This is a genomic window from Pseudomonas sp. fls2-241-TYG-175, assembly GCF_030209155.1.
Lineage (GTDB): Bacteria > Pseudomonadota > Gammaproteobacteria > Pseudomonadales > Pseudomonadaceae > Aquipseudomonas > Aquipseudomonas viridiflava.
This window is the reverse complement of the sequence record NZ_JARVSO010000005.1, coordinates 1-20,051: the sequence shown is the minus strand read 5'-3', so window position 1 is coordinate 20,051 and position 20,051 is coordinate 1. Positions and strand designations below refer to the sequence as shown.

The following is a 20,051-nucleotide window of genomic DNA, read 5'->3' as shown; positions in this document are numbered from 1 at the left end:
CTTTGGCGGGTCGTATCGCGATGCTAAATCACGAACCTTTCAGTTACCTTTCATTGCGTCGCTGTATACCTTCGAGTCGTTTCCGTGCTTCACAGGGGGCGAAGCGTCTGTAAACTCCGCAACCACTATTCCCAATAACAACACCCATAACAGGAGAGGGCGATGCGTGTTCTTCTCGTTGAAGATCATCTGCAACTGGCTGAGAGTGTCGCTCAGGCGCTCAAGAGCGCGGGTCTGACCGTCGATGTCCTGCACGATGGCGTGGCGGCCGACCTGGCCCTGACCAGTGAGGAATACGCCGTCGCGATTCTCGACGTGGGCCTGCCGCGTATGGATGGTTTCGAAGTACTGGCCCGTTTGCGGGCGCGCAGCAAGAATCTGCCGGTGTTGATGCTGACCGCGCGCAGTGACGTGAAGGATCGGGTGCATGGCCTCAATCTGGGTGCAGATGACTACCTCGCCAAGCCATTTGAGCTGTCCGAACTGGAAGCCAGGGTCAAGGCACTGCTGCGGCGCAGCGTGCTGGGTGGCGAGCGTCAGCAGCGGTGCGGCGTGCTGGCCTACGACCTGGACACGCGTCGCTTTACACTGGGCGACGAACTCCTGACCCTGACCTCTCGCGAGCAGGCGGTGCTGGAAGCGTTGATCGCGAGGCCCGGCCGGGTGATGAGCAAGGAGCAGCTCGCGGCTCAGGTGTTCGGTCTCGACGAAGAAGCCAGCCCCGACGCCATCGAAATCTACGTGCATCGCCTGCGCAAGAAACTCGACGGGCATTCGGTGGCCATCGTGACGTTCCGTGGCCTGGGTTACCTGTTGGAAAGCCGCGATGATTAACGACAGCCTGCGCTGGCGACTGCTGTGGAATCTGGCGTTGCTGTTGGTCGTTCTGATGCTGGCCAGCGGCATGAGCGCCTACTGGAACGGACGCGAAGTGGCCGACACGGCCTACGACCGCACGCTGCTGGCTTCGGCGCGCACCATCGCCGCCGGTCTGACCCAGCGCGACGGAACGCTGAGTGCCGACATTCCCTATGTGGCACTGGATACCTTCGCCTACGACAGCGAGGGTCGTATCTACTACCAGGTCAACGACATCAACCAGAAGCTGATTTCCGGTTACGAAAACCTGCCGTCACCGCCGCCGGGAACGTTGCGAACCGATGATTATCCGGCACTCGCCAAGTTCTATAACGGGATGTATCAGGGTCAGGATGTCCGCGTGGTCAGTCTGCTCAAGCCGGTGACCGACCCGGGCATGAATGGCACGGCGGAAATCCGCGTGGCTGAAACCCAGGAGGCGCGCAAGGGCATGGCTCGCAGTTTGATGGCTGATACCTTGCTGCGGCTGGGCATGCTGGGCGGCGGTGCGTTGTTGCTGGTGTGGTTTACAGTCAGTGCTGCGCTGCGTCCACTGGAGCGCCTGCGCACGGCGGTCGAGGAGCGCCAGCCTGACGATTTGCGCTCGCTGCCCATGGTTGAGGTGCAGCATGAACTGCGACCGCTGGTCGGCGCGTTGAACCACTTCACCGAGCGTTTGCGCCTGCAGTTCGAACGTCAGGCGCAATTCATCGCCGATGCCGCCCACGAATTGCGTACGCCATTGGCTGCGCTCAAGGCGCGTGTGGAGCTGGGATTGCGTGAGCGTGACCCGCAGCAGTGGCGCACCACGCTGGAGTCTGCTGCGCTGGGCACCGACCGCCTGACCCACCTGGCCAATCAGTTGCTGTCGCTGGCGCGTATCGAAAACGGCGCCCGGGCGATTGCCGAGGGCGGTGCGCAGCAACTCGACCTCAGTCAGCTGGCACGTGAGCTGGGCATGGCCATGGCACCTCTGGCGCACTCGCACGGCGTGGCGCTGGCACTGGAAGCCGAAGAGCCTGTCTGGCTGCGCGGCGAACCGACCCTGCTCAACGAATTGCTGAGCAACCTGATCGACAATGCACTGGCCCACACACCGTCGGGCGGCAACGTTGTGCTGAGGGTGTACGCGCCGGGCGTTCTGGAGGTCGAAGATGATGGTCCCGGGATCCCGCAGGCGGAGCGCGAGCGGGTGTTCGAGCGGTTCTATCGTCGCAGCCAGCAAGGCAGCGGCGCCGGGCTGGGACTGGCCATCGTCGGGGAAATCTGTCGCGCCCATCTGGCCCGCATTTCGTTACACGATGGGGCCGAGCGCGGTCTGAAAGTCAGGGTCAGTTTCAACGCGACTCAGGCTCAGTAGAGCATGTCCTTGGCGTCGTCCATTTCCGCGCCGAGCATGTCGTTGGCTCGGTTCAGGCGCAGTTGGCTGTAGGCGGGCAGGTCTGGGATTTCGATCAGGCTGAAAGGATGGTCGGTGTTCTTGTGAATGTGCACCGTCGCGACCTGTACCAGATCGATGTAGTCCGGGCTTTTCGACACGCGGGTAAAGTCCTGAAACTTGCCGGGCACCGAAGCCAGCGGTTCCGGAAAATCCCACGAGCGCAGCAGGCGTTCGCCGATGACCGGGTGAATATTGTCGATCACATGATTGAGACTGACCGGATCGGCCAGCAGATCGAAATGGTCTTCGGCGTAGGTCAGGATCGGCAGAATGCCGATCAGGTGAATCAGCCCCGCCAGCGTGGCCTGATCCGGCTTCAGACTGGTGTACTGATGACACAGGTAATAGCTGATCCCGGCCACCTGCAGGCTCTGCTTCCAGATGTCGCGCATCTTCTGCTCGATGACTTCCGACTTGGCGTGGAACATCTGCTCCACGACCAGGCCGATGGCCAGGTTACAGGTGTAGTTGACGCCGAGGCGGCGAATCGCCGTGTTCACGTCGCTGACCTCGAAATTGGGTCGCAGCAACGGGCTGTTCGCCACCTTGATCAGGCGAGCGGACAGTGCGGTATCGCTGCCGATGACCTTGCTCAGCGCGGCGATGCTGATTTCGGTATCTTCGGCGGCAAGGCGAATCTTCAGTGCTACTTCCGGCAGGGTAGGGAGAAACAAGGCATCTCTGTCGATGGCCTTGATCAAGTTTCTCTGCACCTCGTCAGCCATCTTGCTCATGTTGCGTCTCGCAGCCTTTAGGGGTGTCCAGAGTGTTCCGGGCGCCCTGTGGGCGCCGGAATGCCGGGTGCTGTACTGACCATGGAAAAGCGGGAGCGTTCGCTCGCGCTATCGCTGCGTTTCGAGCTTGCTGTCCAGCGTGTAGGGCAGCTCACACAGTTGCAGGGAAGGACCGTGTGCGGCGCCGAGGTGCACGTCGCCACTTTCTGCGGCATCGGCCTGAAGCACTGCCAGCAACTCGATCCCCTGCTCTGACCGCGCGGCGATCACAACGTTGCCTGACGAGCTGGTGTGCACCGATGAAAACAGCGCGGCACCGGGAGCAGGCATCTCGTCGCCCTGCATCGACAGTCGATAAAGCCTGCGCTTGAGCTTGCCCAGGTACTGCATGCGCGCCACGATTTCCTGTCCGGTGTAGCAGCCCTTCTTGAAGCTGACGCCACCCACTGCCTGCAGGTTGATCATCTGCGGGATGAACTCTTCGCGGGTCTCGATGAACACCTGACCGATACCGGCCTGGATCTGACCCAGCAGCCAGTCATTGAGCGAGCCTGCGTCGAGCTGCGAAGCAAGTCGCGACTGAATGCTGTCGGCCTGTTCGGCACGCACCCAGAGTTCGGCACGCGCGGGCGACACACGAATCGCGATCAGATCGTTGGCGCGGGATACCGAATCGGTCTCCTGCGCGAGATCGAGGCCCAGGCTGACCAGTGCGCCGTCGCCATCCTGAAGGCCGAAGCGCACCCAGGCTGCGCTTTCGTCAGTCAGTTTGGACTTGGAAAACACGGCATATTTGCGCAGGTCCAGCAGTTGCGGTTCGATCAGTTCACGAGCCATCGCCAGCAGGCAGCCGTCACCTTCGAACACCACGCGGAAGCTGGACTGCATCCGCCCTTTCTGGGTGCAGCGCGCACCGAGGCTTGAGCGGTCTTCGCTCAGGTAATTGAAGTTGCAGGTCAATTGTCCCTGCAGAAACTTGCTGGCATCCACGCCGCGAACGGCAAGAACGCCCTCATGGGATAGCGTGCAGAAGAAAGCTGAGTGGGCCATGGTCATCGCAAATGGGAAAAAGTCTGGGGCACATCATAGTGCCCAGTCGTGAATCTGAATACGGGTACATGAAAACTGCTGCGACCATTGCGCGATTCGCGCTGCCGCCTCACGGCTGTATACTCGCCGCCTACTTTGAGGAGCGCTCCATGGTCGAAGACGTTGAACTCAACCGCCTTTACTGGCACAGCCGCCGCGGCATGCTCGAACTGGACGTGCTGCTGGTGCCGTTTGTCCGTGAGGTCTATCCGCATTTGAATGACGTGGACCGCGATCTGTATCGCCGCCTGCTGACCTGCGAGGATCAGGACATGTTCGGCTGGTTCATGCAGCGTGCCGAGTCCGAAGATCCTGAATTGCAGCGCATGGTTCGCATGATTCTGGACCGTGTTCAGCCCAAATGATCGCTTCGAGTGTCACTGGCAGGCTTCGCGCCTGCTGCTGACGGCTTATGGTCTTGTTCAGGTGCTGGCATTGTCTGCGCTGTGCTGGCTGGACGTTCCGGCCCAGATGGCGTTGGTCGGCGCTGCGTTGTGTATCGCTCACGCGGCCTGGGTCCTGCCGGGGTCGATACTGCTGAAACGCCCGGGCTCGTTCACCGGATTGCAGCGTGATTCACAGGGCTGGCGTGTCTGGAGCGAGCAGGGGGGCTGGCAACCTGTGCAGTTATGCAAGGACAGTCTGGCGCTTCCGCTGGTCGTGATTCTGCGCTTTCGTCTGGTGAATGGCGGGCGGCCCGCGCGGCAAGTCCACAGCTGCTGCATTCCCTTTGATGCGCAGACGCCGGATATTCACCGGCGCTTGCGCGTACGGCTGAAGTTCAGCCGACGTAGGTGGGTGGTATCAGAATAGTGTCCAGCGCTTCAGGCAGCAGGTCCGGATAATCCAGCGTGTAATGCAGCCCGCGGCTTTCCTTGCGCTCCATGGCCGAGCGGATCATCAGCTCAGCTACTTGCGCCAGGTTGCGCAACTCGATCAGGTCACGGCTGACCTTGTAGTTACTGTAAAACTCGTCGATCTCATCCAGTAACAGTCGCACACGGTGCTGGGCGCGTTGCAGTCGCTTGTTGGTGCGCACGATGCCGACGTAGTCCCACATGAATCTGCGTAATTCATCCCAGTTGTGCGCAATGATCACGTCTTCGTCCGAATCGGTCACCTGACTGGCGTCCCACGCCGGAAGATCGGCTGGCATCTGAATGTCGCCCAGTTGTTTCTCGATGTCCTGCGCCGCAGAGCGTGCATAGACAAAGCATTCCAGCAACGAATTGCTGGCCATCCGGTTGGCGCCGTGCAGGCCGGTGAAACTGGTTTCGCCAATCGCATAAAGCCCCGGCACGTCTGTGTGTCCCCGGCTGTCGACCATCACGCCGCCGCAGGTGTAGTGCGCGGCAGGGACGACCGGGATCGGCTGACGGGTAATGTCGATTGAAAACTCGAGGCAGCGCTCGTACACCGTAGGAAAGTGCGTCTTGATGAACGCCTCGGGTTTATGGCTGATGTCCAGATAGACGCAGTCGATACCCAGGCGCTTCATCTCGTGGTCAATGGCGCGGGCCACAATGTCGCGGGGCGCCAGTTCTGCCCGTTCGTCGAAACGTGGCATGAAACGCTCGCCGTTCGGCAGTTTCAGATAAGCGCCTTCGCCACGCAGTGCTTCAGTGATCAGAAAGCTCTTGGCTTGCGGGTGATACAGGCAGGTTGGATGGAATTGGTTGAACTCCAGATTCGCGACCCGACAGCCGGCACGCCAGGCCATTGCGATGCCATCACCGCATGCGCCGTCAGGGTTGCTGGTGTAGAGATAGACTTTCGCCGCGCCACCGGACGCCAGGATCGTGAAGCGTGCGCCATAAGTGTCGACCTCGCCGCTTTTGCGGTTCAGCACGTAGGCGCCCAGGCAGCGCTGGCCTTCCAGACCCAGTCGGCGTTCGGTGATCAGGTCGATGGCGGCGCGCTGTTCGAGCAGTTCGATGTTGGGCCGTTTGCTGGCCTGCTCGAGCAATGTCCGGAAAATCGCCGCGCCGGTGGCATCGGCGGCGTGAATGATCCGGCGATGGCTGTGACCGCCTTCACGGGTCAGGTGGAACTGGAAGCCGCTTTCCTCAGCGTCCGCATGGTCGCCGCGGGTAAACGGCACGCCCTGATCGATCAGCCATTGAATGGCTTCACGGCTGTGTTCGACCGTGAAGCGCACGGCCTCTTCGTCGCAAAGACCGCCGCCAGCGTTGAGCGTGTCTTCGACGTGCGACTGCACTGTATCGGTGTCATCAAGCACTGCCGCGACACCGCCCTGGGCCCAGAAAGTGGAGCCGTTTGACAGGTCACCCTTGCTCAGAACCGCGATGCGCAGATGGGCTGGAAGCGTCAGTGCAAGGCTCAAGCCTGCCGCTCCGCTGCCGATGATCAGTACGTCGTGCTGAAAATGTTGGCTCATCTGTGAATTCTGCTCTCGGCGGCCACTAGTATAAGTAAAGGGGGATCGGCACAATAGCCGCGCCTCATGGCAATGTGAAACCACGGCGGGTGACGATTGTGCTCCAGTCCCCGGCGTGATGCACTCCGTTTTGCGCTGCTTCAATCCTTGAAATACATTCAATGATCAAGAGCAGCGAGGCAGTTTGCGTTCACACCTGTCTTTGGGTCGATGGAACTTTTCACCGGGATCCAGGCTCAATAGCAGGTTGCCTATAAAGGAACAGCGTCGGCATGTGCAGGTTTAGATAAGTGATCATCGACTGTGCATCTGACGACAAGACTATTCACGCAGCCGATCCGGTCGAGCTGCGTTTTTCTTGCAGGCTTTATGATTGCCTGCAGGAAACTTGCTTGAAGGGGGAGAACTTTTGCGAAAAGCCCGAGTCTATGTTTGCGAGCCTGAACAATATCAGTTGCAACGCTCCTTTAAGCTCAATGAGGAGTGTTCATGCTAACCCAGGAAGAGGATCAGCAGCTTGTCGAGCGCGTACAGCGCGGTGATACGCGGGCATTTGATCTGTTGGTGCTGAAGTATCAGCACAAGATTCTAGGGTTGATCGTGCGTTTCGTGCACGACACCCATGAGGCTCAGGATGTTGCGCAGGAAGCTTTTATCAAGGCTTACCGCGCACTCGGAAATTTCCGCGGTGACAGTGCGTTTTACACGTGGCTGTATCGCATCGCCATCAACACGGCGAAAAACTATCTGGTGTCGCGAGGTCGGCGACCGCCTGATAGCGATGTAAGGTCTGAGGACGCGGAGTTCTACGATGGCGATCATGGCCTCAAGGACATCGAGTCGCCGGAGCGTGCATTGTTGAGGGATGAGATCGAGGGCACTGTCCATCGGACCATCCAGCTTCTCCCGGAGGATTTGCGTACTGCACTAACTTTACGTGAATTCGATGGTCTGAGTTACGAAGACATTGCGAGCGTCATGCAATGTCCTGTTGGTACCGTGCGCTCTCGCATCTTTCGCGCTCGGGAAGCCATCGATAAAGCCCTGCAGCCGTTGTTGCAGGAATCCTGAGACAGCGGCGATAGCCCAAGAGAGGAACCCGCCATGAGTCGTGAAGCCCTGCAGGAATCGCTGTCCGCAGTGATGGATAATGAAGCGGACGAGTTGGAATTGCGTCGGGTATTGAATGCCATTGACGATGCAGATACACGTGCCACATGGTCGCGTTATCAGATTGCCCGTGCAGCGATGCACAAGGAACTGTTGATGCCTCATCTGGATATTTCGGCGGCTGTGTCCGCTGCGATTGCCGATGAAGTCAGCCCCCTGAAAGCAGCCCGCGGTCCGTGGCGCTCGCTGGGTCGTCTGGCCGTGGCCGCTTCGGTAACCGTCGCTGTTCTGGCTGGTGTTCGCCTGTACAACCAGGATGAAATCACCGGTACGCAGCTGGCACAGCAGACCCAGCAGCCTGCCAACCTGACCGTTCCACAGGTCAAGGGCCCGGCGGTACTGGCGGGTTATACCGAGAGCGCCGAACAGGCACCAGGCCCGATGGCCAACGGTGTGTTGCAAGGTCAGGCCGGTGAAGGCGACAAGCGTCTGCCAGGCTACCTGCGCCAGCACGCTCAGGAAGCTGCGCTGAAGGGTACTGAAAGCGCGCTGCCTTACGCTCGTGCCGCCAGCCTGGAAAACCGTTAAGGAGGAACATGCGAGTCGTCCCTCTACTGCCGTTGTTGCTTGGTGGATGGCTTGCCCTCCCAGTGCATGCCGATGATGCCCAGGACATGCTCAAGCGTCTTGGGCAGGTTGATCAGCAGCAAAGCTATCAAGGTACTTTTGTTTACGAGCGCAACGGTAGTTTCTCTACCCACCGGATCTGGCACCGCGTAGCGGACGGCAAGGTCAGTGAGCGCTTGTTGCAGCTTGATGGTTCTGCTCTTGAAGTGTCACGTATCGACGGGCTTACCCAGTGCGTCAGTGGCACTCTGGAAGCAGGCGTCACCAGCGCCGGCTCCTCCTCTCGAAATTTCGACGTCAAGAAACTCTCCGACTGGTACGACATGAAAGTCGTCGGCAAGTCGCGAGTGGCTGGGCGTGCGACTACTATTGTGGCAGTGACGCCGAAGGATCAGCATCGTTACGGTATGGAGTTGCATATCGATAACGAGACTGGCCTTGCGCTGAAGTCGTTGTTGTTAAGCGACAAAGGGCAGCTGCTCGAGCGTTTCCAGTTCACCGACCTGGAAACCGCCACCGTACCGACTGATCAGATGCTTCAGGTCAGTGCCGATTGCAAGCCGGTAGTGGCTACGAAGGCCAAGTCCAAGGCGCAGGTCACTCCGGTCGCCTGGCGTTCGGACTGGCTGCCGCCGGGTTTCGAGCTCAGCAGCAGTGGTGTACGCAAGGAGCACGATTCGCACTCGCCAGTGACCAGCCTGATGTATGGCGATGGTCTGGCACGGTTTTCGGTGTTTATCGAGCCCGTGAGCGGTAATGCATCGTCCGACATTCGTACTCAGCTGGGTCCTACCGTTGCAGTATCCCGACGCCTGACCACGCCTCAGGGCGACACCATGGTTACAGTGGTCGGAGAGATACCGTTGGGCACTGCGGAGCGCGTTGCGCTGTCCATTCGTGGTACCGAAACCCAGGCGAAAAAGTAGTTCGATACTGTGGCGAGCGCCCAAGATGTAAATTATTTCATCTTGGGTCCAACGAACTGCCAGACTGCAGTCAACCTGGCCCTGTGCTGAGACGCTGAAATGTTTGGTGAGGTTTGCAGGTTGCAAAACATCTCGTTTTTTTCTATAGGTCACAGCCTCGCAGCTCTGGCCTTTGTCGTTTGTGGGCCGTAAAAAAGTATCAGGGGAGGGCACCGCACGGTGTCGGGTCTCTGAGTCAGCTGACCTTGTACTGCTTAACTTTGCTCGTTGTGAATGGGAGCCGTATGTCGATACCACGCATGAAATCTTATCTATCCCTAATTGCCGCCGTGCTGATGCTCGGGCAGGTCGCTGCCGTACAGGCCGAGAACCTGCCGGACTTCACCGGGCTGGTGGAGCAGGCATCGCCGGCGGTGGTGAATATCAGTACCCGGCAGAAGCTGCCTGACCGGGCCATCGCCAATCAGCAAGTGCCGGACCTCGAAGGTCTGCCACCGATGCTGCGCGAATTTCTCGAGCGCAGCATGCCGCCGGGAACCCGTCCGCCAGGCAAGGGTGATCGCCAGCGCGAGGCCCAGTCGCTGGGCTCGGGCTTCATCATCTCGCCCGATGGCTATGTGCTGACCAACAACCATGTGATCGACGGCGCGGACGAAATTCTCGTGCGCCTCTCCGACCGCAGCGAACTGAAAGCCAAGCTGGTCGGTACCGATCCGCGCACTGACGTGGCTGTTCTGAAAATCGAAGGCAAGGACCTGCCAACCGCCAAGCTGGGTAACTCCAACAAGCTCAAGGTCGGTGAGTGGGTACTGGCGATCGGTTCGCCGTTCGGCTTCGATCATTCGGTGACCAAGGGTATTGTCAGCGCCAAGGGCCGCAGCCTGCCGAATGACACCTACGTGCCGTTCATCCAGACGGACGTGGCGATCAACCCGGGCAACTCCGGTGGTCCGCTGTTCAACATGGCCGGTGAAGTCGTGGGTATCAACTCGCAGATTTTCACTCGCTCGGGCGGCTTCATGGGCCTGTCGTTCGCGATTCCGATCGACGTTGCCATGGATGTCGCCAATCAGCTCAAGGCCAGCGGCAAGGTCAGCCGCGGCTGGCTGGGTGTCGTGATTCAGGAAGTGAACAAGGATCTGGCTGAGTCCTTCGGTCTGGACAAGCCTGCCGGTGCACTGGTTGCGCAGGTGCTTGAAGACGGTCCGGCTGCCAAGGGCGGTCTGCAGGTGGGTGACGTGATTCTGAGCGCCAACGGCCAGCCGATCATCATGTCGGCCGACCTGCCGCACCTGATCGGCAACCTCAAGGACGGCAGCAAGGCCGAGCTTGAAGTGATTCGCGACGGCAAGCGTCAGAACGTCACGGTCACCGTCGGCGCACTGCCGGACGAAGGCCAGGAAATGGGCGGCGTACCGGGTGCCGGTGCCGAGCGCAGCAGCAATCGTCTGGGTGTTTCGGTGATCGAACTGACCGCCGAGCAGAAGAAAAGCCTGGACCTGAAAGGCGGCGTGGCGATCAAGGAAGTGACCGGTGGTCCGGCTTCGCTGATCGGTCTGCAGGCCGGTGATGTGATCACCCACCTGAACAATCAGGCGATCACCTCGGCCAAGCAGTTCACCGACGTGGCGAAAAGCCTGCCGAAGGATCGATCTGTCTCGATGCGTGTCCTGCGTCAGGGCCGCGCGACGTTCATTACGTTCAAGCTGGACGAATAACAGTCAGGTCTGATGAGGAAGGGCGGCCACGGTCGCCCTTTTTCATGTCTGTGATTAGGCCTGAAACCGATCGGTCTACCTGCAAGCGTGACGCCTCGGGCATCCATCAGGTACAATTCCCGGCTATTTTTCGGCGGGCAATCTGCCTGCAACCTTTTTGAGTGTTGATCCGTGAGTGATTTGAGTCATATCCGCAATTTCTCCATCATCGCCCACATTGACCATGGCAAGTCGACGCTGGCCGACCGCTTCATTCAAATGTGCGGTGGCCTGTCCGAGCGCGAAATGGAAGCGCAGGTGCTCGACTCCATGGATCTTGAGCGCGAGCGCGGGATCACCATCAAGGCCCACAGCGTCACCCTGTACTACAAGGCCAAAGACGGTATTACCTACCAGCTGAACTTCATTGACACGCCCGGTCACGTGGACTTCACCTATGAGGTCAGCCGTTCGCTGGCGGCCTGTGAAGGCGCGTTGCTGGTCGTCGATGCGGGTCAGGGCGTCGAGGCACAGTCGGTTGCCAACTGCTACACCGCTATCGAGCAGGGCCTTGAGGTCATGCCGGTACTGAACAAGATGGACTTGCCGCAGGCCGATCCGGACCGCGTCAAGGAAGAGATCGAGAAGATCATCGGCATCGATGCCACCGACGCCGTGGGCTGCAGTGCCAAGAGCGGCATGGGCGTTGATGAAGTGCTCGAGCGCCTGGTCACGACCATTCCGGCACCGACCGGCAATATCGAAGACCCGCTGCAAGCGTTGATCATCGACTCCTGGTTCGACAACTACCTGGGCGTCGTGTCCCTGGTGCGTGTACGCCATGGCCGGGTCAGGAAAGGCGACAAGATTCTCGTCAAATCCACCGGCAAGATGCACCTGGTCGACAGCGTCGGGGTATTCAACCCCAAGCACACCGCAACGGTCGATCTGAAAGCGGGCGAAGTGGGCTTCATCATCGCCGGCATCAAGGATATTCATGGTGCGCCGGTCGGTGACACCCTGACACTCAGCACCACGCCCGATGTGGACGTATTGCCGGGCTTCAAACGTATCCAGCCGCAGGTGTACGCCGGTCTGTTCCCGGTCAGCTCCGATGATTTCGAAGACTTCCGCGAAGCGTTGCAGAAACTGACGCTCAACGATTCTTCGCTGCAGTACCTGCCGGAAAGCTCGGACGCGCTGGGCTTCGGCTTCCGTTGCGGCTTCCTGGGCATGCTCCACATGGAGATCATCCAGGAGCGTCTGGAACGCGAATACAATCTGGACCTGATCACCACGGCGCCAACCGTTATCTTCGAGCTGCTGCTGAAGACCGGTGAAACGATTTACGTCGACAACCCGTCCAAATTGCCAGACCTGTCAGCCATCGAAGATATGCGCGAACCTATCGTTCGGGCAAATATTCTTGTGCCTCAGGAGCACCTGGGCAACGTCATCACGCTGTGCATCGAAAAACGTGGCGTGCAGCACGACATGCTGTTCCTCGGAACGCAGGTTCAGGTCAGCTACGATCTGCCGATGAACGAAGTGGTTCTGGACTTCTTCGATCGTTTGAAGTCAGTCAGCCGCGGTTATGCTTCGCTGGATTATCATTTCGACCGTTATCAGTCGGCCAATCTGGTCAAGCTCGATGTACTGATCAACGGCGAGAAGGTCGATGCCCTGGCGCTGATCGTTCACCGTGACAACGCGCACTACAAAGGGCGCGCGTTGACCGAGAAGATGAAAGAACTGATCCCGCGGCAGATGTTCGACGTGGCAATTCAGGCCGCCATTGGCGGTCAGATCGTGGCCCGGACAACCGTCAAGGCGCTCAGAAAGAACGTACTGGCCAAGTGTTATGGCGGCGACGTGAGCCGTAAACGCAAATTGCTCGAGAAGCAGAAGGCCGGTAAGAAACGCATGAAGCAGGTCGGCAACGTGGAGATTCCACAGGAAGCTTTCCTTGCAGTGCTCAGGTTGGAATAGTCAGGTCCTATGTCACTAAATTTCCCGCTGTTGTTGGTCATCGCTGTCTTCGTCTGTGGCGTGCTTGCACTGATTGACCTGGTGTTCCTGGCGCCTCGTCGCCGGGTGGCCATCGCCAATTATCAGGGCAGCGTCGCAGAGCCTGACATTGCTGTCGTCGAGCGACTGGACAAGGAACCCTTGCTGGTTGAATACGGCAAGTCGTTCTTTCCGGTCCTGTTCATCGTCCTGGTCCTGCGCTCGTTTCTGGTCGAACCCTTCCAGATTCCGTCGGGCTCCATGAAGCCGACACTGGACGTGGGTGATTTCATTCTGGTCAACAAGTTCTCCTACGGCATTCGTTTGCCCGTACTGGACCAGAAGGTGATTCAGATCGGTGATCCGCAGCGTGGCGATGTTATGGTGTTTCGCTACCCGAGCGACCCGAGCGTCAACTACATCAAGCGTGTCATCGGCTTGCCGGGCGACCGCATTCGTTACACCAGTGACAAGCGCCTGTTCGTGAACGGCGAACTGGTTGCCAAGAAACTGATCGGCACCGAGCCCGGAACACTGGGCAGTGCCGAACTGTACGAAGAGCAACTGGGCACTGTCGAGCACCAGATCCGTCAGGAGATGAGCCGCTACCGTGCGCCGCCCGACACCGAGTGGACCGTGCCTGCCGCGCACTACTTCATGATGGGCGACAACCGGGACAACTCCAACGACAGCCGTTACTGGGATGACCCCAACATTCCCAAGGACGAGCTGGGCATGGTTCCGGACAAGAACATCGTCGGCAAGGCGTTTGCTGTCTGGATGAGCTGGCCCGAGCCGAAACTGAGTCACTTCCCCAATTTTTCACGGGTAGGTCTGATCAAATAATCCATGCGGCGCTGCCTGAGCAGCGCCGTATGTCATTTGGGAACGTTTTGGCCTGCCGCTGGCAGCGCACCCAGGAGGGTCAACAGTGAACATGACGTTCCCTGCTTCTCAAAAAGGTATGTCGTGGGTCGGATGGTTGCTGACGCTGGCGCTCGTCGCATTTGCGGTGAGCACGGCGATGAAGATCGTTCCCCATTATCTCGACTACATGTCGATGACGAAAATCATCGAAGCGGTCGAGACCAACAAAGGCCTGGATATCACCACGGTCAGCGAATTTTACAGTTATGTCGAAAAGAGCATGCAGCTCAACAGCATCCGGGATATAGATTTGAACAAGGCTTTAAAAGTAACGGTGGAGAACAATACGTTCAACGCCCATTTGAACTATGAACAGCGTGAGCCATTGATCCAGAACATCGACGTGGTCATCAAGTTCGACAAGCAACTGAGCGTGGGCAGACCGTGAGCGTATCCTTGAGCCGCCTTGAGCGTCAGCTCGGCTACACCTTCAAGGATCAGGAACTGATGGTCCTGGCCCTGACCCACCGCAGTTTTGCCGGTCGTAACAACGAGCGTCTGGAATTCCTCGGTGATGCCATTCTCAACTTTGTGGCCGGCGAGGCGCTGTTCGAGCGCTTTCCTCAGGCCCGTGAAGGTCAGCTGTCGCGTCTGCGTGCACGGTTGGTGAAAGGCGAGACGCTGGCGTTGCTGGCACGCGGTTTTGATCTGGGTGAATACCTGCGATTGGGATCCGGTGAATTGAAGAGCGGCGGATTCCGTCGTGAATCGATTCTGGCCGATGCTCTCGAAGCGTTGATCGGTGCCATCTATCTCGATGCAGGCATGGACGCTGCGCGTGAGCGCGTACTGGCGTGGTTGACGACCGAGTTCGACAGCCTGACGCTGGTAGACACCAACAAGGACCCGAAAACCCGTCTGCAGGAATTTCTGCAGTCACGGGCCTGTGATCTGCCACGTTACGAAGTGGTGGACATCCAGGGTGAGCCGCATTGCCGGACGTTCTTCGTCGAATGCGAAATCACCTTATTGAATGAAAAGAGTCGAGGTCAGGGTGTCAGCCGCCGGATTGCCGAACAGGTAGCCGCAGCTGCAGCACTCATTGCCCTTGGCGTGGAGAACGGTCATGACTGATACAACTGCAACACGCTGTGGCTATGTTGCCATCGTCGGCCGCCCTAACGTAGGCAAGTCCACGCTGCTCAATCACATTCTCGGTCAGAAGCTGGCGATCACTTCGCGCAAGCCGCAGACCACCCGTCACAACATGCTGGGCATCAAGACCGAGGGTGCCGTGCAGGCGATCTACGTCGATACCCCGGGCATGCACAAGAACGGCGAGAAAGCGCTGAACCGCTACATGAACAAGACCGCTTCGGCTGCGTTGAAAGACGTCGATGTGGTGATCTTCGTTGTCGACCGCACGCGCTGGACCGACGAAGACCAGATGGTGCTGGAGCGTGTTCAATACGTTCAGGGTCCAGTCATTCTGGCGATCAACAAGACCGACCGCATCGAAGACAAGAGCGATCTGATGCCGCATCTGGAATGGCTGCAAGGCCAGCTGCCGAATGCGTCCATTGTGCCGATCTCTGCGCAGCACGGTCACAACCTTGAAGCACTGGAAGGCCTGATCGCCTCCCACCTGCCGGAAAATGATCACTTCTTCCCGGAAGACCAGATCACCGACCGCAGCAGTCGCTTCCTGGCCGCCGAACTGGTTCGCGAGAAGATCATGCGCCAGCTGGGTGCCGAGCTTCCGTACCAGATCACCGTCGAAATCGAAGAGTTCAAGCAGCAGGGTCGCACCCTGCACATCCATGCGCTGATCCTCGTCGAACGCGACGGTCAGAAGAAGATCATCATTGGCGACAAGGGCGAGCGTATCAAACGCATCGGCAGTGATGCCCGTCGCGACATGGAGCTGCTGTTCGACTCCAAGGTGATGCTCAACCTCTGGGTGAAGGTCAAGGGTGGCTGGTCCGACGATGAGCGCGCACTGCGCTCGCTGGGCTACGGCGACCTCTAGGTTGTCTTTTCACCCGGCCACCGGCCGGGTGAACATTTTCCTTTTCGAGCCCGCCCGATGAGCACGCCAACCGGCCAACCTGCTTTTGTGCTGCACAGCCGTGCGTACCGTGAAAACAGCGCGTTGGTCGATTTCCTCACGCCTCAGGGCCGCTTGCGTGCCGTACTGCGCAGCGCCAAGGGCAAGGCCGGTTCGCTGGCACGCCCCTTCGTGCCGCTTGAAGTCGAGTTTCGCGGGCGCGGCGAGCTGAAGAACGTGGGTCGTATGGAAAGCGCCGGTGTCGCGACCTGGATGACGGGCGAGGCGCTGTTCAGTGGCATGTACCTCAATGAATTGCTGATTCGTCTGCTGCCTGCCGAAGATCCGCATCCTGCCGTGTTCGAACACTATGCCGCCACGCTGATCGCCCTTGCCGAAGGACGGGCGCTCGAGCCCTTGCTTCGCTCATTCGAATGGCGTCTGCTGGACGATCTCGGCTACGGTTTTGCGCTGGATACCGATATCAACGGTGAGCCTCTGGCCGCAGACGGCATGTACCGCCTGCAGGTCGACGCCGGGCTGGAACGGGTCTGGCTGTTGCAGCCCGGTCTATTTCAAGGCGTCGAGCTGCTGGCCATGGCCGAAGCCGACTGGAGCGCGCCGGGTGCGTTGTCTGCCGCCAAGCGTCTGATGCGTCAGGCACTGGCCGTTCACTTGGGCGGTCGTCCATTAGTCAGCCGTGAACTGTTTCGCAAGCCGTAATCAGGCTTTATGCTCTGCGGCCTGCTTCGATCAACTTTCAGGAGACCTCCCGTGACTCAAAGCACCCGCATCCTTCTCGGCGTGAACATCGATCACGTGGCTACTTTGCGCCAGGCACGCGGCACGCGTTACCCGGATCCGGTCAAGGCCGCGCTGGACGCGGAAGAGGCGGGTGCCGATGGCATCACGGTTCACTTGCGCGAAGACCGTCGCCACATCCAGGAGCGCGACGTGCTGCTGCTCAAGGACGTGTTGCAGACTCGCATGAACTTTGAAATGGGCGTGACCGAAGAGATGCTCGCGTTTGCCGAGCGCATTCGTCCGGCGCATGTGTGTCTGGTGCCGGAAACGCGTCAGGAATTGACCACCGAGGGTGGTCTGGACGTGGCGGGTCAGGAAGCGCGCATCAAGGCAGCGGTCGAGCGGCTGTCGAAGATCGGCTGTGAAGTATCGTTGTTCATTGATGCTGACGAGCGCCAGATTGCGGCTTCAGCGCGTGTCGGTGCGCCCGCCATCGAACTGCACACCGGTCGCTACGCCGACGCGCAAACTCCTGTCGAAGTGGCTGAAGAGCTGCAACGGGTCGCCGATGGCGTGACCTTTGGTCTGGCTCAGGGTTTGATCGTCAACGCCGGTCACGGCCTGCACTATCACAACGTCGAACCGATTGCCGCGATCAAGGGTATCAACGAACTGAACATCGGCCATGCACTGGTGGCGCATGCACTGTTCGTGGGCTTCAAGGCGGCGGTGGCAGAGATGAAAGCGCTGATCGTCGCGGCTGCGCGATAGGCAGCGCCAATCTCCATACGGGCTGTGGGAGGCCCCACCAGATCTTCGATGTAGCGCTGTCGCGCAACAAGCCGCCTCTTATCAAACAACCTGTAAGCCACTGAAGAAACTGGATCTTGTGGGAGCGGACTTGTCCGCGAATACTGTATTTCGGGCGATGAATATTCGTCGGATGTACTGGCCTTTTCGCGGACAAGCGGAACGCCGCCCGGTCCGCTCCCACGAAGTTTGCTGCGCGACAGCGCTACGTCGAAGACGTGGTGGCGCCTCCCACAAGGGTGTTTCTTCAGCAACTGCGGGTTACAGATGTGTGATCCGGTGCTGAAAGCCTAAGGCTTGCGCCCCACGATCACGGCCCGCATCGGTGCGGGCAGGCCTTCGACGGTTCTGGTCGGATCGCTCGGGTCGAGGAAGTCGCCCAGCGACTGAAAACGCATCCACTCAGTGCTGCGTTGTTCCTCGACCGTTGTATGACTGACGTCCACACAGCGTACATCGGTAAAACCTGCGCGGCGCATCCACAGTTCCAGCGCGGGCACGGACGGCAGGAACCAGACGTTGCGCATCTGTGCATAGCGATCCTCGGGCACCAGCACCTGATGCACGTCGCCCGGTATCACCAGCGTCTCCATGACCAGTTCGCCGCCTTTCACCAGACAGTCTTTCAACGCCAGCAAGTGATCAATGGGCGATTTGCGGTGGTACAGCACGCCCATGGAAAACACAGTATCGAATCCTTCCAGATTGGCCGGCAGGTCTTCCAGCGCGAAAGGCAGGTGCCAGGCGGGCAGGTCGGGCAGGTAGCGTTGCATGGCCTGGAACTGGCAGAAGAACAGCCAGTTGGGATCAACGCCAATCACGCAGTCAGCCCCGGCACCGAGCATCCGCCACTGGTAATAGCCGTTGCCGCAGCCGACATCCAGCACGCGTTTGCCTTTCAGGTCCAGATGCGGCGCTACCCGCGACCACTTCCAGTCGGAGCGCCATTCGGTATCGATGTGCACGCCGAACACGTTGAATGGCCCCTTGCGCCACGGCGAAAGCCCCATCAAGGCTTTGCGCAGCACAGTGCGGGTTTCGCCGTCGCATTCGGTTTCCAGCGTGAAGCTGTCGGTCAGTTCGACACGGCTCGGCGTCAGTGCTGGCAGGGCGTCCAGCGCACTCTGCCAGCGCTGCAGGTCGCCGTGCCCTTTGGTCATCTTGGTATCGAGCTGGGCCTGCAGGCCGTTGGCCCATTCGGCCAGTGGAGTACGTGCCAGACGGCGGACAAGTGAAGCGAGATCAATCATGGCAGGGCAATCAACGAGGCAAAGTTAAGGCATTGGAACCACGGCACCACCTTGGAAAAACCGGCGGCGAGCAGACGTTGGCGATGTTCTTCGAGGCTGTCGGGTTTCATGACGTTCTCGATGGCGCTGCGCTTCTGGGCAATCTCCAGATCGCTGTAGCCGTTGGCGCGCTTGAAGGCGATGTGCAGATCGGTCAGCAGCGCGTGCTCCTGCCCGTCATCGAAGCGCAGCTTTTCCGAGAGGATCAAGGCACCGCCCGGCACCAGCGAATGGCGGATACGGCTCAACAACTCCAGACGCTGTTCGGGCGCGATGAATTGCAGCGTGAAGTTCAGTGCCACCACCGAGGCGGGCTGGAACGTCAGCCCCAGAATGTCACCCTCGATGACCTCGACTGGCAACAGCTCCTGAAACATCGAATTCTGGGCATTCAGGTATTCGCGGCAGCGTTCGACCATGGCGGCCGAGTTGTCGATGGCGATGACCCGGCACCCTTCGTTGCGCACATGGCGGCGCAGGGCCTGAGTGACGGCTCCCAGCGAACTGCCCAAGTCGTAAAGAACGGTATCAGGCTGGGCGAACTGCGCCGCAAGCACGCCAAGGTTCTCGACAATGGTCGGGTAACCGGGCACCGAGCGCTTGATCATGTCCGGGAACACCCGCACCACGTCTTCGTTGAAGGCGAAGTCAGGCACTTGGGCCAGGGGCTGGGCGAATAGGCGGTCGGGTTCTTTGCTCACGGCGATTCCGGCGAAGGCTTTGAAAGGCGGGCATTCTAGCCAAGTTGTCGTCGTGATGCATGGTCTGGCGCAGCTTCCCGGATGAGCCGCCGCGCGGACTGTTGAAAAGGCCTCAGTTCACCTTGATCGAACAATCGAAGGTCTGCTCGGCTGGTACTTCCGGTGCCCAGGGTTGCTGATAGACCATCAGCAGGCGTCCGCTGCCCGCCTGAGCGGCTTTGAACCGCCAGACCGACTCGCCGCCGCTGCCGATCATCTCCTTGTTACCGCCGTTGGCATACACCTCAGGCCCCAGGCTGCGCAGGATGTCCTGTGCCGGGTTCTGAGTCAGCCAGCGAAAGCCTGTCGTGGGATTGCTGGGCAGGGTCAGAATCAGCGTTTGTCCGGCCTTGAGGCTCAATGGACAGTCACTTTGGCTGTCGATGGAGACGATGTTTTTCGGGGTTTGTGCGCAGGCACTCAACAGAGCAAGGCTCAAGGGCGCAATGAGACGGGCAGGGGTCATGGCAAGGTCCGGTTTTGCAAGACGATGCAGGAGGATAACCGATCAGGGTTTTGGAGGGGAGCCGGAGGTGTCGATGCGCGCAAGAGCCATGCGCCATGTCATATACAGTCCGATTGTTCCCACTCCGCGCTCATCGTTATACACAGGTCCGCCTCAACACTGATCGTGCCCATCGCTCCGCGTGGGCATGCCTCCCGTGAC

At 59.4% G+C, this 20,051-nt stretch carries 21 protein-coding genes; 15 read left to right on the top strand and 6 right to left on the bottom strand.

Going from position 1 to position 20,051, the window contains the following annotated elements; genetic code table 11:
• Positions 1-162: 162 nt before the first annotated feature.
• Together tctD and tctE are read left to right on the top strand one after the other, a co-directional pair.
• A complete protein-coding gene (tctD, locus tag QRN20_RS05400) occupies positions 163-834 on the top strand; it encodes a two-component system response regulator TctD (RefSeq protein ID WP_004881751.1) in 672 nt (223 codons plus the stop codon).
• Positions 827-2,218, top strand: coding sequence for a two-component system sensor histidine kinase TctE (tctE, locus tag QRN20_RS05395; protein WP_058432532.1), 1,392 nt, complete (start codon positions 827-829; stop codon positions 2,216-2,218). The genes tctD and tctE overlap by 8 nt, the downstream gene beginning before the upstream one ends.
• On the opposite strand, the gene QRN20_RS05390 is transcribed toward tctE, so the two are convergent.
• Together QRN20_RS05390 and ygfZ are read right to left on the bottom strand one after the other, a co-directional pair.
• Positions 2,212-3,033, bottom strand: a complete 822-nt coding sequence (locus tag QRN20_RS05390; protein ID WP_004881754.1) for an HDOD domain-containing protein — start codon at positions 3,031-3,033, stop codon at positions 2,212-2,214. The two genes, tctE and QRN20_RS05390, sit on opposite strands and share 7 nt — an antisense overlap.
• Before the next feature lie 108 nt (positions 3,034-3,141).
• Positions 3,142-4,083, bottom strand: a complete 942-nt coding sequence (ygfZ, locus tag QRN20_RS05385) for a CAF17-like 4Fe-4S cluster assembly/insertion protein YgfZ (protein WP_163001108.1) — start codon at positions 4,081-4,083, stop codon at positions 3,142-3,144.
• Positions 4,084-4,232: 149 nt separating this feature from the next.
• On the opposite strand from ygfZ, the gene QRN20_RS05380 reads away from it, so the two are divergent.
• Both QRN20_RS05380 and QRN20_RS05375 read left to right on the top strand, forming a co-directional pair.
• Positions 4,233-4,487, top strand: a complete 255-nt coding sequence (locus QRN20_RS05380) for an FAD assembly factor SdhE (RefSeq protein WP_004881759.1) — start codon at positions 4,233-4,235, stop codon at positions 4,485-4,487.
• The gene (locus tag QRN20_RS05375) at positions 4,471-4,935 is read left to right on the top strand and encodes a protein YgfX (RefSeq protein WP_058432533.1); all 465 of its coding nucleotides are present in this window, start codon (positions 4,471-4,473) and stop codon (positions 4,933-4,935) included. Before QRN20_RS05380 ends, QRN20_RS05375 begins: the two co-directional genes overlap by 17 nt.
• Here QRN20_RS05375 and nadB read toward each other — a convergent pair.
• Complete coding sequence (gene nadB, locus QRN20_RS05370) at positions 4,904-6,520, bottom strand: L-aspartate oxidase (protein ID WP_058432534.1); 1,617 nt, start codon at positions 6,518-6,520, stop codon at positions 4,904-4,906. The genes QRN20_RS05375 and nadB overlap by 32 nt on opposite strands.
• A gap of 489 nt (positions 6,521-7,009) precedes the next feature.
• Between nadB and rpoE the strand changes: the two genes are divergently transcribed.
• From rpoE to pdxJ, 11 genes are all read left to right on the top strand, one after another.
• Positions 7,010-7,591 (top strand): RNA polymerase sigma factor RpoE/AlgU, encoded by a 582-nt coding sequence (gene rpoE / locus QRN20_RS05365; RefSeq protein ID WP_002554912.1) that lies wholly within the window; start codon positions 7,010-7,012, stop codon positions 7,589-7,591.
• 33 nt (positions 7,592-7,624) lie between these two features.
• The gene (locus tag QRN20_RS05360; RefSeq protein WP_004881766.1) at positions 7,625-8,218 is read left to right on the top strand and encodes an anti sigma-E factor RseA C-terminal domain-containing protein; all 594 of its coding nucleotides are present in this window, start codon (positions 7,625-7,627) and stop codon (positions 8,216-8,218) included.
• Between the two features lie 8 nt (positions 8,219-8,226).
• Positions 8,227-9,183, top strand: coding sequence for a MucB/RseB C-terminal domain-containing protein (locus QRN20_RS05355; protein WP_029243181.1), 957 nt, complete (start codon positions 8,227-8,229; stop codon positions 9,181-9,183).
• A gap of 335 nt (positions 9,184-9,518) precedes the next feature.
• A complete protein-coding gene (locus QRN20_RS05350) occupies positions 9,519-10,901 on the top strand; it encodes a DegQ family serine endoprotease (RefSeq protein WP_370454419.1) in 1,383 nt (460 codons plus the stop codon).
• A gap of 171 nt (positions 10,902-11,072) precedes the next feature.
• Positions 11,073-12,869 (top strand): translation elongation factor 4, encoded by a 1,797-nt coding sequence (lepA, locus tag QRN20_RS05345; RefSeq protein ID WP_285360025.1) that lies wholly within the window; start codon positions 11,073-11,075, stop codon positions 12,867-12,869.
• Between the two features lie 9 nt (positions 12,870-12,878).
• Positions 12,879-13,733: a signal peptidase I gene (gene lepB / locus QRN20_RS05340; protein WP_004881773.1), complete on the top strand. Its 855-nt coding sequence runs from the start codon at positions 12,879-12,881 to the stop codon at positions 13,731-13,733.
• A 91-nt stretch (positions 13,734-13,824) separates the two neighbouring features.
• Positions 13,825-14,202, top strand: coding sequence for a DUF4845 domain-containing protein (locus tag QRN20_RS05335; protein ID WP_025996855.1), 378 nt, complete (start codon positions 13,825-13,827; stop codon positions 14,200-14,202).
• On the top strand, positions 14,199-14,888 hold the full coding sequence (gene rnc, locus QRN20_RS05330) for a ribonuclease III (RefSeq protein ID WP_004881776.1): 690 nt from the start codon (positions 14,199-14,201) through the stop codon (positions 14,886-14,888). Before QRN20_RS05335 ends, rnc begins: the two co-directional genes overlap by 4 nt.
• Positions 14,881-15,783, top strand: a complete 903-nt coding sequence (gene era, locus QRN20_RS05325; RefSeq protein WP_004881778.1) for a GTPase Era — start codon at positions 14,881-14,883, stop codon at positions 15,781-15,783. The genes rnc and era overlap by 8 nt, the downstream gene beginning before the upstream one ends.
• A gap of 57 nt (positions 15,784-15,840) precedes the next feature.
• Positions 15,841-16,524 (top strand): DNA repair protein RecO, encoded by a 684-nt coding sequence (gene recO / locus QRN20_RS05320; RefSeq protein WP_029243180.1) that lies wholly within the window; start codon positions 15,841-15,843, stop codon positions 16,522-16,524.
• 51 nt (positions 16,525-16,575) lie between these two features.
• Positions 16,576-17,316, top strand: a complete 741-nt coding sequence (gene pdxJ, locus QRN20_RS05315; RefSeq protein ID WP_029243179.1) for a pyridoxine 5'-phosphate synthase — start codon at positions 16,576-16,578, stop codon at positions 17,314-17,316.
• Positions 17,317-17,645: 329 nt separating this feature from the next.
• Here the strand turns inward: pdxJ and cmoB are convergent, their stop codons facing one another.
• From cmoB to QRN20_RS05300, 3 genes are all read right to left on the bottom strand, one after another.
• Positions 17,646-18,605: a tRNA 5-methoxyuridine(34)/uridine 5-oxyacetic acid(34) synthase CmoB gene (gene cmoB, locus QRN20_RS05310; protein WP_096768323.1), complete on the bottom strand. Its 960-nt coding sequence runs from the start codon at positions 18,603-18,605 to the stop codon at positions 17,646-17,648.
• A complete protein-coding gene (gene cmoA, locus QRN20_RS05305; RefSeq protein WP_058432537.1) occupies positions 18,602-19,345 on the bottom strand; it encodes a carboxy-S-adenosyl-L-methionine synthase CmoA in 744 nt (247 codons plus the stop codon). The genes cmoB and cmoA overlap by 4 nt, the downstream gene beginning before the upstream one ends.
• 112 nt (positions 19,346-19,457) lie before the next feature.
• Positions 19,458-19,850 (bottom strand): protease inhibitor I42 family protein, encoded by a 393-nt coding sequence (locus QRN20_RS05300; protein WP_043306256.1) that lies wholly within the window; start codon positions 19,848-19,850, stop codon positions 19,458-19,460.
• Positions 19,851-20,051 lie beyond the last annotated feature (201 nt).